Origin of the sequence: Mesorhizobium sp. Root102 (assembly GCF_001425625.1) — a bacterium.
In the GTDB taxonomy this organism is placed as follows: Bacteria; Pseudomonadota; Alphaproteobacteria; order Rhizobiales; family Rhizobiaceae; genus Mesorhizobium.
The window spans coordinates 264,180-278,064 of the sequence record NZ_LMCP01000001.1; the positions used below are offsets into that span (position 1 = coordinate 264,180).

At 63.4% G+C, this 13,885-nt stretch carries 11 protein-coding genes; 6 read left to right on the forward strand and 5 right to left on the reverse strand.

Features of this window, described 5'->3' with window-relative positions:
- The first annotated feature begins 195 nt into the window (after positions 1-195).
- Together ASD12_RS01205 and ASD12_RS01210 are read left to right on the forward strand one after the other, a co-directional pair.
- Positions 196-2,286 carry an O-antigen ligase family protein gene (locus ASD12_RS01205; protein ID WP_056580960.1) on the forward strand — a complete coding sequence of 697 codons (2,091 nt, stop codon included), beginning with the start codon at positions 196-198 and terminating at the stop codon, positions 2,284-2,286.
- 51 nt (positions 2,287-2,337) lie between these two features.
- On the forward strand, positions 2,338-2,706 hold the full coding sequence (locus ASD12_RS01210) for a hypothetical protein (protein WP_056580963.1): 369 nt from the start codon (positions 2,338-2,340) through the stop codon (positions 2,704-2,706).
- A gap of 25 nt (positions 2,707-2,731) precedes the next feature.
- Here ASD12_RS01210 and smc read toward each other — a convergent pair whose 3' ends face one another.
- From smc to ASD12_RS01225, 3 genes are all read right to left on the reverse strand, one after another.
- Positions 2,732-6,190 (reverse strand): chromosome segregation protein SMC, encoded by a 3,459-nt coding sequence (gene smc, locus ASD12_RS01215; RefSeq protein ID WP_056580966.1) that lies wholly within the window; start codon positions 6,188-6,190, stop codon positions 2,732-2,734.
- 105 nt (positions 6,191-6,295) lie between these two features.
- A complete protein-coding gene (locus ASD12_RS01220; protein ID WP_056580969.1) occupies positions 6,296-7,039 on the reverse strand; it encodes a DsbA family protein in 744 nt (247 codons plus the stop codon).
- 183 nt (positions 7,040-7,222) lie between these two features.
- Positions 7,223-7,723, reverse strand: a complete 501-nt coding sequence (locus ASD12_RS01225; protein WP_056580972.1) for a DUF721 domain-containing protein — start codon at positions 7,721-7,723, stop codon at positions 7,223-7,225.
- A gap of 102 nt (positions 7,724-7,825) precedes the next feature.
- On the opposite strand from ASD12_RS01225, the gene mutY reads away from it, so the two are divergent.
- A complete protein-coding gene (mutY, locus tag ASD12_RS01230) occupies positions 7,826-8,950 on the forward strand; it encodes an A/G-specific adenine glycosylase (protein WP_244482708.1) in 1,125 nt (374 codons plus the stop codon).
- Entirely contained in the window at positions 8,943-9,554 is a 612-nt protein-coding gene (locus tag ASD12_RS01235; protein WP_056580978.1) for an HAD family phosphatase, read from the forward strand. The genes mutY and ASD12_RS01235 overlap by 8 nt, the downstream gene beginning before the upstream one ends.
- 66 nt (positions 9,555-9,620) lie before the next feature.
- On the opposite strand, the gene ASD12_RS01240 is transcribed toward ASD12_RS01235, so the two are convergent.
- On the reverse strand, positions 9,621-10,754 hold the full coding sequence (locus ASD12_RS01240; protein WP_056580980.1) for a site-specific DNA-methyltransferase: 1,134 nt from the start codon (positions 10,752-10,754) through the stop codon (positions 9,621-9,623).
- Between the two features lie 161 nt (positions 10,755-10,915).
- On the opposite strand from ASD12_RS01240, the gene ASD12_RS01245 reads away from it, so the two are divergent.
- Positions 10,916-11,602 (forward strand): HAD family hydrolase, encoded by a 687-nt coding sequence (locus ASD12_RS01245; protein WP_056581907.1) that lies wholly within the window; start codon positions 10,916-10,918, stop codon positions 11,600-11,602.
- Between the two features lie 25 nt (positions 11,603-11,627).
- Here the strand turns inward: ASD12_RS01245 and ASD12_RS01250 are convergent, their stop codons facing one another.
- Positions 11,628-12,353 carry a hypothetical protein gene (locus ASD12_RS01250; protein ID WP_056580983.1) on the reverse strand — a complete coding sequence of 242 codons (726 nt, stop codon included), beginning with the start codon at positions 12,351-12,353 and terminating at the stop codon, positions 11,628-11,630.
- 128 nt (positions 12,354-12,481) lie between these two features.
- Here ASD12_RS01250 and thrC point away from each other — a divergent pair, with 128 nt between their 5' ends.
- Positions 12,482-13,879: a threonine synthase gene (thrC, locus tag ASD12_RS01255; RefSeq protein ID WP_056580988.1), complete on the forward strand. Its 1,398-nt coding sequence runs from the start codon at positions 12,482-12,484 to the stop codon at positions 13,877-13,879.
- Positions 13,880-13,885 lie beyond the last annotated feature (6 nt).

The following is a 13,885-nucleotide window of genomic DNA, read 5'->3' on the forward strand; positions in this document are numbered from 1 at the left end:
CCGAGAGTACCTTTGCGATCTTCCATGAAGCCGATCGGCTAATAATTCGACTGTGTCATAAATTCAGATGAGCCAACGCCATCGCGGCAAATTCGGGTCACCACTTGCGCATGATCTGGACAGTGTCGCCTTGAACATCTCCCTCTTTCCATACATAGGTCGACCGGGTGGGTGGCGGCTCAACATGGAACTTCGATGAACCTTCCTATATTCGCCATCAACCTCGATCGCGAGACCGGTCGCTGGAGCGAATTGCTCGCCAGCGCGGAAGCGGCCGGCCTAACCTTGCAGCGCATTGCCGCCGTCGACGGCCGCGCCCTCGCTAAAAAGGACTGGACGGAGATCGATCTTCCAGCCGCGCGTAAGCTGAGCGGGCGCGACATCCTGCCGGGCGAATATGCCTGTTACCGCAGCCATATCCAGGCGCTGGAGGCATTCCTCGCGGGTGGCGGCGCCTATGGCCTGATTGTCGAGGACGACGTCCTCTTCAGCGAAAACACCATACGGCGCATCGAGGCCATCATCGCGGCGGTCCCGGATTTCGATGCCATCAAGCTGACCAATCATCGCATGAGCTTCTTCATGCGCGCCGTCGAGACGACGGAAGGCGACGAGATCGGTCGCGCGCTGCATGGCCCGCAAGGCTCGGCGGCCGCCTATCTGGTGACGCGGGAAGGCGCGCAGGGGCTGTTGTCGGCGCTCGCCGTAATGAAAATGCCATGGGACGTCGCACTCGAACGCTTCTGGGACACCGGCTTGAAAGTCTATTCGGTCCGCCAAAACGTGCTTGGCTTCGCCGCCAGCAGCAAGATTTCCGGCATAGCCGGTCCCTCGGGAAGCTACAAATTCGCAAGGCTTGGCGGGCCGAGCCGGCTAAGTGCCGGGGCGTTGCGGGCCGGCGACGAGCTGCGCCGCTTGCATCACGTCCTGCTGCGGCCCTCTTTGCCGCGGGAAACCCCGGACTACGCCAAGGACGACGCGCCGCGCAACACCTTGCTTCTGTTGCTTGCGGCGCTCGCCATCCTCGCTTTGGTCTCCGCGGTCTGGCGCGAGGCCGACACCTACCGCTATGCGGGCCTGGCGCTGGCCTTGGTCGCAGTCGTCCGCTGGTTCAGGGTGGATTTGTGGACCTACAGCAAACCGCTGATCGGTTGGGTCGGCGGTCTGTGCGTGGGTTGGTCGCTCTATGTCTTCATCCGACTGGCGATCGTCTATTTCGGTACCCATCAGTTGGGTGGCGCCGAAGGCGTTTACATGTTTCCGCTGTTTTACGCGACGACCGGCTTCGCGTTTCTGCTGTTTGTCAAGCAGCCCGCGCGGCTCGTGCTCTGGTTCATGATCCTCAGTCTTGTCTTCCTGGCGGCGGACACCTTCTATTCGGACATGTTTCAAGGCGTCCAACCGACACCGCGGCTTTTCAACAATCCCATCCACGCGTCGGTGGCGGCTGGTTTCATCTTCCTTTGCGCGCTGCAATTCATGGCGTACACGGCCCAAAGAACGGACCTGAGGAAAGCAACCAAGAACCTGTATTGGGCGCTGTCGGCAGCCGTCCTGCTGTTTGCCCTCGTCAACATCATCGAGATGCGGTCAAAGGGTGTCTGGCTTGCGCTTGCGCTCGTCCTGCTCTTGTTGGCAGTCATGACCCTGGCGAGAGGCCATCGCCGCGAACTGCTGGTTTCGTGTGGCGTGCTGGCGATCGTGGCGGTCGGCATCGTCGCGACACGCAACGTCTTCTCGTCCACCGCCGGCGACACCATGATCTTCGTCAAGGCCTTGGTTCCGGATGTCTTGAGGCATGGCGTCCTCCCGGCCTTCGACCGCGCCATCGCGAGCGATACGGTTCCGCTTGCAGCCAAGGAAAGGCTGATGCTGTGGGCGGATGCGATCGAAATCTGGAAACGCCACCCGATCTTTGGAGCCAGCTCCAGCTGGCTGACCGAATGGCAGCATAGAACCTATCATCCCATGATCTTCAACGTCTTCCACAACGGATATCTGGAGATTGCCGTGCGCTATGGAGTGGTCGGACTGGCGTTCTTTGCCTTTCTCTACACCTGGTCGTCCAGGCAGGTTCTGCTGGCCATGCGGGCCAAGCTTGTCGCTCCGGCCGCATGGTCCTGCTACATCTCGACACTGGTCTTTTTCGCCATAACCATCCTTACGAATTCAAACAACCGGCTGGCTATGGGTGAGGCCTTCATGTGGTTCGCCGCAGCGTTCGGCTTCTATTGTTTTTATGTTCGCCAGCAGAAGAACCTTGTCGCGCCGCGAACTTATTTCTAGGGAACGGCTTCGGCCTTCCCCGCGGTCGGCGCAGATTGTTGTTGGAGTAGAATGAGATTTTATTCAGTCGCCGAACGGGTCGCTTTTCTCGTCACGCTCATCGCGGTTCTTGTGCTTGCGCTGCTGCCGGTACCTCGTCTCAATGAGTATGGGATCGATGTCGGTTTCCACTACGACAAGCTGAACCACGCCAGCGCCTTTGCCGTCCTGACCTTCCTGGGAGGGCTCGGCTGGCCCGACCGCAAGGCAAGGCTGATCGTCTTCCTGGCCCTGGTCGGCGCGGCGATCGAGGTTCTCCAGGGCACCGCACTGATAGCGCGCGACCTGGATGTGTTCGACTGGGTCGCCGATTGCGTCGGCATGGCATGCGGGCTCGTGGCCATGATCTCCATGAACTGGATTTTGCAGCGCAGAGGTTGAAAACGGCCAGGCAGCGCGACCTGGATCAGCTCGCCTCGCGCATCGCCTCGGCCGCCTGCAGGTCGACCGACACCAGCTGGCTGACGCCTTGCTCGGCCATGGTCACGCCGAACAGCCGGTTCATGCGCGCCATGGTGATTGGATTGTGGGTGATGATGACGAAGCGTGTCTCGGTGGTGTTGGCCATTTCGTCCATGAGATTGCAGAAGCGCTCGACATTGTGGTCGTCGAGCGGGGCGTCGACTTCGTCGAGCACGCAAATCGGCGCCGGATTGGTCAGGAACACCGCAAAAATCAGCGACATCGCCGTCAGCGCCTGTTCGCCGCCGGACAGCAGCGTCATGGTCTGCGGCTTCTTGCCGGGCGGGCGGGCCAGGATTTCGAGCCCGGCTTCGAGCGGATCGTCGGATTCGATCAGCTGCAATTCCGCCGTGCCGCCGCCGAACAGATGCGAGAATAGCCGCTGGAAATGGCCATTGACGACGTCGAAGGCGGCAAGCAGCCGCTCACGGCCTTCGCGGTTGAGGCTCTGGATCGCCTGCCTGAGCTTGCGGATCGCCTCGATGATGTCCTCGCGCTCGGAGACGATCGCCTCCAGCCGGTCGGAAAGCTCCTTCTGCTCTTCCTCGGCGCGCAGATTGACGGCGCCCAGCCGTTCGCGCTCGATCTTCAGCCGGTCGAGCTGCCGCTCGATCTCGGCCATTTCCGGCATCGGGCTGTCAGCCTCCAGACCGGTGTGGCGGATGACCAGATGCGGCGGCGTGTTCAGCGTCTCCTGGATGCGCGCCTCGACCTCCAGCCGGCGTTCGTCGGCCGCGGTCAGCCGCTCTTCGGCGCGAACGCGGGTCTCGCGTGCCTCGGCCAGGAACTGGATCGCGCCGGTGGCGGCCTTGTCCATTTCGGATTGCCGGTTCTCGGCTTCCTGCAAACGGTCGGCCGCCGCCTTGCGCAAGGTCTCGGCTTCGGTGAGCTGGGACAGCAGCGCGCGCCGCTTGGCGTCGATTTCATCGGGAGCATCGGCCAGCCGCTCGCGTTCGGCCTCGGCCTCGGCCTTGCGTTCGCCGAGCGACGCGATCTGCGTCGAGGCGTTTTCGGCCCGCTCCAGCCAGTTGCTGCGCTCGGCGCCAATGGCATCGAGCCGGCGCGCACGCGCCTCGGCTTCGCGTCTCAGCCCCTCGTGCACCGCCCGCGCATCCGCAAGCGTGGCGCGATCGCGGGTGACATTGGCCGAGGACTGTTCGAGCTGCAATTGCAGATCGCCGAGATCGGGCGCGTCCTGCAGCAGCATTTCCGCCTCGGCGAAGGCGGCCGAGGTCTCCTCATGGCTGTCGACGATGCGGGCGCGCGCCTCGTCCAGTGCGGCGCGCCGGCTCTGCAATTCGCCGCCGGCCCTTTCGGCCTCGGCCAGCGCAGTGCGGGCAGCGTCCAGGCGGTGCTGCGCGTCGCGACCGGCCTGGCGCGCGTTGCGCTCGGCCTCGCTCGCCAGGCGAAGCGCCTGTTCGGCCTGGGCAAGCGCCTCTTCAGCCTGACGCAGGACGAGGGTCGCCTGTATCGCCTCGGCATCGAGCTCAGCCAGCCGGTTCTTCTGCGCCAGCCGTTGCGCGGCGGCGGTCGGGGCATCGGCACTGGCGGTAAAGCCGTCCCAGCGCCAGAGCGCACCCTCGCGGCTGACCAGCCTCTGGCCGGGAGCAAGAAGCGCCTGCAGCCGGCGGCCATCGCCGGCGTCGACGATGCCGATCTGCGCCAGACGGCGGGCGAGCTGTACCGGCGCATGGACCACGCTGGCAAGGCTCTTTACGCCCTCCGGCAAAGCCGCGTCGCCGGGTTGGATCCCGCTTTCGCCCCAATGCACCGGCGCGCTGCGGTCGAGCGGCACGTCGAGGTCTTCGCCGAGTGCCGCGCCCAGCGCCGTCTCGAAACCGCGATCGACGCTGATCTGTTCCAGCACGGCCGGGAAGAGATCGCCGCTGGCGGCGTTCAGGATTTTTGCCAGCGTGCGCGCTTCCGTCTCGATCCGTGCCAGCTCGGCCCTGGCATCCTGAAGCGGTGGCCGGGCAGCACTTTCCGTGGCGCGGGCATCGATGACCGACTGCTCCGCATCCGATACGGCAGCCTCGGATTCCTCCAGCAGCGCCATGGCCTGTTCGACCAGCACGCGCTTCTCGGCCGGATCCGGCAGGCCGGCAACCTTGGAGAGTATCTCCGACAATTCGCGATCGACGTCGGCAAGCTGACGGGCGAAACGGTCGCGGCGCTCGGCGGTGTCGCGCAGCGTCCGTTCGATCTGGTTGCGCGAGGCGGCAGCCTCGGCCCGTTCGGCGGTCAGCGCGGCGAGTTTGGCTTCGCTTTGTGAAAGCGTCGATGCAGCCTGCTCGAACGCGGCCCGGGTGCTGGCCTCGCGGTCGGCGGCGCCGGCATTTTCCGAATTGAGCGTGGCTTCCTCGGTGCGAAGGCGTTCGAGGATATCCGCATTGTCGCGGACCATCCGCTCCTCACGCGCGATATCGCCGTCCAGCTGCTGCAGCCGGCGCTCGAGTTCGCTCTGACGGGCGCGGATGCGGCCGGCTTCCTCCTCGATCTGCGACTTGGCGATAGACAGGCGCTGGAAGGCGGCAGCCGCGGCTGCTTCCGCGTCGCGCAGGTCAGGCAAGCGATGAGCGCCGATGCCTTGCTCCCTGGCGGCAGCCATCTGGGCGGCGGCGCGGTCGCCGACCAGTGCCGTAGCAACTGCCAGCGCCGAGCGCGCCTCGCCTTCTTGCGTCTTGGCCAGCGTCCAGCGCAGATGCAAAAGCGTTGCTTCGGCCTTGCGGATATCGGCCGACAGGTTCTTGAAGCGGGAGGCCTGGCGCGCCTGGCGCTTCAAGCTTTCGATCTGGCTTTCCAGTTCGCCGACGACGTCGTCCAGCCGCTCGAGGTTCTGTTCGGCCGCCTTCAACCGCAGCTCGGCCTCATGGCGACGGGTGTGCAGGCCGGAAATGCCGGCCGCCTCTTCGAGCAGGGCGCGACGTGCCTGCGGCTTGGCCTGGATCAGTTCGCCGATACGGCCCTGACCGACCATCGACGGCGAACGCGCGCCAGTCGACTGGTCGGCGAACAAAAGCTGCACGTCCTTGGCGCGGGCCTCCTTGCCGTTGATGCGGTAGAGCGAGCCGGCCTCACGCTCGATGCGGCGCGACACCTGAAGTTCATCGGCATCGTTGAAGGCAGCGGGCGCCGAGCGATCACTGTTGTCGAGGAAAAGCGTGACTTCGGCGGTGTTGCGTGCCGGGCGCGTGCCCGAACCGGAAAAGATGACGTCGTCCATGCCGGACGCGCGCATGTTCTTGTAGGAGCTTTCGCCCATCACCCAGCGCAGCGCCTCGACCAGGTTCGACTTGCCGCAGCCATTCGGCCCGACAATGCCGGTCAGTCCGCGTTCGATAACGAACTCGCCGGGCTCGACGAAGGACTTGAAACCGAGGAGGCGAAGGCGCGAAAACTTCATTCGCGCCGCCCACTAAGCGGATTTCCGTGGTTCTGCGAAAGGAATTCGCGGCACGACAAGAAGCCGCGCACGCCGAAGCGCCGCCGCCTCATTGCTGACTGGACGTCAGAGCAGAGGGTCGATGATGGCCGACATTTCCTCAATCGACATCGCCCCTTTGTAGGTCTTACCGTTGATGAAGAAGGTCGGTGTCGAGTCGACCTTGAATTCATTGGCGCCGCGCTTCTGGACCGATCTCACATCGTCCAGAAGTTTCTGGTCCGTCAAGCAGGCCTCGAAGGACTCCTGTGTAAAACCGGCGAGCTTCGAGATTTGCAGCAGCGCATCCTTGGTGTTCTGGACGCCAACCCAGTTCGCCTGCTGCCTGAACAGGACGTCCACCATCGGGAAATAGTTATCCTTGGCGCAGCGCGCCAGCATGAAACCGGCTTCGGCGCTCGGATCGAACGGGAATTCGCGCAGGATGTAACGCGCCTTGCCGGTGTCGATGTACTTGGTCTTCAGCTCCGGAAAGGTGGTCTCGGCGAAATGCGCGCAGTGCGGGCAGGTCATCGAGGCGTATTCGACGATGGTGACCTTGGCGTCGTCCTTGCCGAGTTGCTTGTCGGGCAGCGCACCCGGCTTCATCAGTTCCGCCATATCCACGGTGCCCTGGGCTTCCGGGGCGGTAGCAGCGGCCGGCGTGGCCGGCTTCGCGGGAGCGGCCGGCGCCGCGGGCTTTACATCCGCGGCCTTCGCTTCCTCGCCAGAGTCGCTGCACGCGGCGAGCAGGGCGACCGCCGGAATGGCTGCCAGCGAAGACAGGACGTTTCTGCGAGACAAGCTTTGGCCGAACGGGGGACGGTTCATACGAATCACCTGACAAGGGTTGGATTTTGCAATGCAAAGGCACGAAAAGGCGAGAGTTGGCGCGAATTAAGGCATCTCGATCCCCAATCCAATCGCGAAACCTGACAAGAGCGATCACGAATGCGAGATATTGACGACAAATCCATGACTTTCTTCAAGGGCCTCATGACTTCTTCCAAGGGCCTATGACTTCCTCTCCCCGATAATGGTCGCGCCAAGTCTTTCCAGCGAGGCGCGCAACTCATCATTGTCGACCAAGCCGACCGTTCCGGACAATTTCGTCTTCTCGGCCGCCGTCAGCGGCCTGAGGGCCGGTCTGCGCTTCCCTTTGTCGGCTGTCACCGGCTTCTGCAAGATCCTGATGCGGCTGATCGCGGTGAAACCGAGGAAGGCATTGACCCGGTTGATGATCTCGCCGGTCTCGTGCTGCAGATGAAGTGCCGCCATGCCTTCGCAGGCGATGACCAGCACGGCCGGCTCGAACGGATCGTCCTCATGCATGCGGCGCGGCCACTGGATTTTTTCGGGGCGCGAGTGGCTGGCCAGTCGTGGCCCGGCAATCTCTTCCCATGACTGGACGAGGCCGATCGAAATGCCGGCCCGCTTGCGCAGCACCGGGTCGAGGATCTTGGTCGCGAGATCGCTGACCGGGACGGGATTGCCGTAGGGCGTTCTCCCTGCCATGTACGTTCTCCAGCCACGACCCCAGCAGATACCGGCCAGGCCAATACAAGATCAATGGCATCAGCAGACCAGACCCGCAAGACCGCATCCGAGGATAACAGCATGGCTGTATCCAGGGATAGCAGCAGAGCTGCATCCAGAGATATCGCATCCCGCCTGCTCGGCTGGTACGATGTGCATCACCGTGAGTTGCCGTGGCGCATCACACCGCGTGAGCATGCGCGCGGCGCACGGACTGATCCCTACCGCATCTGGCTGTCCGAGGTCATGCTGCAGCAGACCACCGTCGAGGCGGTGAAGGCCTATTTCCGGGTTTTCATCGAGAAATGGCCCGATGTCGAGGCACTGGCCGCGGCCCCGACCGAGGATGTAATGAAGGCCTGGGCCGGGCTCGGCTACTACTCTCGCGCCCGCAATCTCAAGGCCTGTGCCGATCTCGTCGCTCAGCGTGGTGGCCAGTTTCCCGACACGGAGGCGGCTTTGAGAGAATTGCCCGGCATCGGCGCCTATACGTCGGCCGCGATCACGGCGATCGCCTTCGACCGCCCGGCCGCCGTTGTCGACGGCAATGTCGAACGCGTCATCTCCCGGTTGTTTTCGATCACAACGCCGCTGAGTGAAGCCAAAGCCGAGATACGCGCCCATGTCGAATGCATGGTGCCCGGGACAAGGCCGGGTGACTTCGCCCAGGCGATGATGGATCTCGGCGCCACGATCTGCACCCCGCGGCGGCCGCGCTGCATGTTGTGCCCGCTGCGTGAAGACTGCAGCGCCGTCCTTTCAGGCGATCCCGAGCACTTCCCGGTGCGCCTGCCCAAGGCCGACAAGCCGCTGCGGCGGGGTGCTGCCTTCGTCGCCGTGCGAAACGACGGCGCCATCCTTCTGCGCAAACGGGCGGAGAAGGGCTTGCTTGGCGGCATGACCGAGGTGCCGACGACAGGCTGGACAGCGCGGATCGATGGGGCGACCACGGAAGCGTCCGCGCCCTTTCCCGCCGACTGGCGGCATGCAGGCCGCATTGCGCATGTATTCACGCATTTCGCTCTCGAGCTCGAAGTCTTTCACGCCCACATCAAAGGTGATGCGCTGGCGGGGCATTTTTGGTCGCCAGCCCACGAGATTTCCGGGGAAGCGCTGCCGACTGTCATGAAAAAGGCAATCGAAGCGGCGATACCGGGCGCGACGAAAAAGCCGTCGCCACACAGTGCAAAGAGGCCCCATGACTGAAATACGCCACATCGTTTTCGACATCGGCAGAGTGCTGATCCACTACGATCCCAACATTCCGTTCAGCCGCCTCATTCCGGATGCCGAAGAGAGAAAGTGGTTCTTCGACAATGTCTGCACGCATGACTGGAACATCGAGCAGGATCGCGGCCGGACTTGGGAAGAGGCCGAGGCGCTGCTGATCGCGGACCATCCCGATCACGCGGAAAACATCCGTAGTTTCCGCCGCCACTGGCACGAGATGGTGCCGCATGCTTATGAAGACAGCGTCGCCATCATGGTCGGCCTGATCGAGAGCGGCCACGACGTAACCATGCTGACCAATTTTGCCAGCGACACGCTGGCCGAGGCCCGCGAGCGCTTCGATTTTCTCGAACGCCCGCGCGGCGTCACCATCTCTGGCGAGATCGGCCTGATCAAGCCGGATCGCGGCATTTACGATCATCACGTCGCTGCCTTCGGCCTCGAACCGGCCGCGACGCTGTTCATCGACGACAGCCAGAAGAATGTCGATGGCGCCAAGGCGGCAGGCTGGCAATCGGTGCTGTTCACCGATGCGAAGACGCTTCAAGCAGACCTTGAGCGTCTCGGAATCAAGGCGTGATTTGAATCGCTTCGCGCGATCCGTTGAGCCTTTGAATCAACGGAATTCGAAGCAATTGGCAGGGGCTCAGGCCCCTGCCCGCTCCATGCCTAGCCGTGCAATGCGGCGAAGCTCGTCGATCGGGGTTAGGCCGCCGCTGCGCTCATAATGCCAGAAGGTCCAGCCGTTGCAGGCATCCAGACCCTGCACTTCGGCGCCGATCTTGTGGATCGAGCCGGCGCTGTCGCCGATCGCCACCGTACCGTCGGCACGCACCTTGGCCGCCCAGCGCTTCTTGGCGTCATAGAGCGTCGCACCCGGCAGCATCAGCCCGGTGTCGATCAGGCTGACGAAGGCAACGCGCGGCTCGGCGCGCTTGCCGGTCAGCACGGTGAGGTCCGCACCATCCAGCGGCCGCACCGCGTCGATGCGCTCGTTGGCGGCGTCGATATAGGCCTGCTCGCGTTCGATGCCGACGAAATGGCGGCCAAGACGCTTGGCCACCGCGCCGGTGGTGCCGGAGCCGAAGAAGGGATCGAGCACGATGTCGCCCGGCTTGGTCGAGGCCATCATGATGCGGGCAAGCAGTGCTTCCGGCTTCTGCGTCGGGTGCAGCTTGTCGCCATTGTCGTTCTTCAGGCGCTCGCCGCCGGTGCAGATCGGAAACAGCCAGTCGGAGCGCATCTGGATGTCGTCATTGGACGCCTTCATCGCTTCGTAGTTGAAGGTATAGCCCTTGCCCTTCTGGTCGCGCGTAGCCCAGATCATCGTCTCATGCGCATTCTGGAAGCGGCGCCCGCGGAAATTCGGCATCGGGTTGGTCTTGCGCCAGACGACGTCGTTGAGGATCCAGAAGCCGAGATCCTGCATCTTGGCGCCGACCCGGAAGATGTTGTGATAGGAGCCGATGACCCAGATGGTGCCGTTGGGCTTCAGCACCCGGCGCGCCGCCAGCAGCCAGGCGCGGGTGAAGGCGTCGTAGGCCTCGAAACTCTCGAACTGGTCCCAGTCGTCGTCGACGGCGTCGACCTTCGACTGGTCGGGCCGGTGCAGGTCGCCGTCGAGCTGCAGATTGTAGGGCGGATCGGCGAAAATGACGTCGATCGACTTTTCGGGCAGCCGGTCGAGTGCGGCGACGCAGTCGCCCTTGAGGATCGTATCCAGCCATTCGGATTGCTGGGGAGCGTGGGATAGCTCGTCGAGAAGACGCACGGCAGACATTCTGACACCCAAGGCACGCGTTACTGTTTTACTCTCTGTTATGGTTACCGATCAGCGTAAATATTCGGTGAAGACTGCCAAATTTGCGAAGGTCGCCCTGTTGGTGTATGCCGCGCCGCCTGAGCCTTCCGAGGCCCTTCACCCCCATTGTCCGGATCACCATGCCCCAGCCAGACCTTGTCATCTTCGATTGCGACGGCGTGCTCGTCGATTCCGAAATCATCGCCGCCCGTGTCGAGGCGGAACTGCTGACCCTGGCCGGGTACGAAATATCGGCTGATGAGATTTCCGAGACCTATGCCGGACTGACCTTCAAGGACATCATGATGCGGGTCGAGGAGAAGTCCAGGATTCCGTTCCAGGCCTCGCTGATCGACCGTGCCGAGGACCTGGTCGACCGCAAACTGCGCAGCGACGTCCGCGCCATCGATGGCGTGCGCGAGGCGGTCGCCGCGGTAACGGCGCCGCGTTGCGTCTGCTCCAATTCTCGCTCGGAGCGGATCGAATTCATGCTGGAGAAGGTGCATCTGCAGCCGTTTTTCGCCGGCCGAATTTTTTCGGCACTGGAAATACCAAGCAAGAAGACCAAGCCGGCGCCCGACGTGTTCCTGTTCGCGGCGGAGACACTCATCGCCAACCCGGCGAACACTTTCGTCATCGAGGATTCCGTGCACGGCGTCCACGGCGCCAGGGCGGCCGGCATGCGGGTGATCGGCTTCACCGGCGCCGCCCACAGCTATCCCGGCCATGCCGACGCGCTGACCGAAGCCGGCGCCGAGACGGTGATCCGCCGCTGGGCGGAGCTGAAAAGCGTGATCGCTGCGCTGTCGGAGTGGTCGGACGCCTGAGAAGCGTGCGCCGCGACGCCGCGATCTAGTTCGTCGCGGCAGCTTTCTTGCGGTGCTTCTTCGGCTTGTCCGTCGTCACCTTCGGCGCGTTTTCATCATAGCCGGCAAAGGCCTGATAGTCCTGCGCCGTCGGCTCAGGCACGACAACATTGGAATCGGTGAACACAAACTGCGTGGCAGCCGAAGGATCGGTAACCTGAACCTGATACTGGTGAAGCTGAGAGTAGAGGACTTCGGTGCCGTGCATCACGGCGGTGCGGATCGGCATGGTGATGGTGCCCGGAGAAAATTTCGGTCCCGGCACGATCTTGCCGGCGACCGCGATCTTCATCGTCAACTGGCCGTTGGCACGGCTGCAGTCGCGCGTCACGTCGCTGACCGATGCCTGGTAGATGATGTTCGCCGACTCGTCGGGCGGAGTTCCAGCGGCGGCGTCAGCCTCAGCCTGGGCCGCGGCATCCAGCGCGGCGTCGCCGGTCCTCTTGACCTTAGGCTTGGGCTTCTGGGCGTCCTTGGCATAGGTGTTGAAGAATGCCGTGCCGTCGCGCACCGTCACCCTTGGGCAGTAGGCCTGCAACTGGCTGGCCAGTATCTTGGGATCCTGAGGCGGCGGTGGCGCGGTTGGATCCTTCTTGCCGATGCCGAGGTTCAGGATGCCATTGTCGCCCGATTGGCAGCCGGCGGCGGCAAGCATAAAGCCGGTGAGCGCAAGACCCGCCAAAAAGCGACCACTGAATGTACGAAACGCCATGAAACTGCACTTCCCTCTCGCAAAGCTGGTGACGTATATCAACCGCGCGGCAAAAATGCGACTGAGCCAGCGCAGAAATTAACCACCTTGCGGTGGACGGAAAAGCCAAGCAGTAACGGATTTGTGACATGCAATATGTGAGTACCCGCGGGGAAGCCCCCGTTCTTGGATTTTCCGACGCCGTGCTGGCTGGGCTGGCGCGCGACGGTGGGCTCTATGTGCCGCGCGAGTGGCCGCAGTTTTCCGCAGCCGAGATCCGCGCCATGCGCGGCCTTGCCTATCCCGATCTTGCCATCCGCGTGCTGGCGCCGTTCCTTGGCGGCGAAATCCCGGCGCCCGTCTTCGAACGGCTGGTGCGCGAAGCCTATGCCACCTTCCGCCACGAGGCCGTCTGCCCGCTGGTGCAGACCGGCCCCAACACCTTCATCCTGGAACTCTTCCACGGGCCGACACTCGCCTTCAAGGACGTGGCGATGCAGCTTCTCGCCCGGCTGATGGACCATGTGCTTAGCGAACGCGATCAGCACGCCACCATCGTCGGCGCCACCTCTGGCGATACCGGCGGGGCGGCAATCGATGCCTTTGCCGGGCGTAGCCGCACCGACATCTTCATCCTTTTCCCGCACGGCCGCGTCTCGCCGGTGCAGCAGCGGCAGATGACAACATCGACGGCTGAAAACGTCCATGCGCTGGCGATCGAAGGCAATTTCGACGATTGCCAGGGCCTGCTCAAGGACATGTTCAACGATCACGGCTTTCGCGACCGGGTGGCGCTTTCGGGCGTGAATTCGATCAACTGGGCCCGTATCATGGCCCAGATCGTCTATTATTTCTCCTCGGCGCTGTCGCTCGGTGCGCCGGACAGGCCGGTCTCCTTTACCGTGCCGACCGGCAATTTCGGCGATATCTTCGCCGGCTATGCCGCCAAGAAGATGGGCCTGCCGATCGAACGGCTGGTCATCGCCACCAATGACAACGACATCCTGGCGCGGACCTTCGCAACCGGCGAATACCGCACCAAAGGCGTCTTTGCGACCACGTCGCCGTCGATGGACATCCAGGTATCGTCCAATTTCGAACGCTTGCTGTTCGAGGCCTCAGGCCGTGACGCCGCGACCGTGCGACGCTACATGGACAGCCTGAAGCAATCCGGCGCTTTCACCATCGAAACCCAGCAAATCGCCAGCATGCGGTCCGAATTCGACGCCGGCCGGGCTGATATGGACGAGGTCGCTGCCACCATCCGCTCGACGCTCGCGGCCAGCAACTATCTGCTCGATCCCCACACTGCGGCGGCCGTACATGTCGCGGCAGGCACGGCGGCAGGCCCGGTGCCGATGGTGGTGCTGGGCACCGCCCACCCGGCAAAATTCCCGGCCGCCGTCGAAGCCGCCAGCGGGGTGTCGCCGGCACTGCCCGCATGGCTAGGTGGGTTGATGACAGCGGAGGAAAAATACACGGTACTTCCATCCGACCTGAAAATGGTGGAAGATTACGTCGGCCGCCGCGCGCGGGCGGCGCGTTAGGGAGTA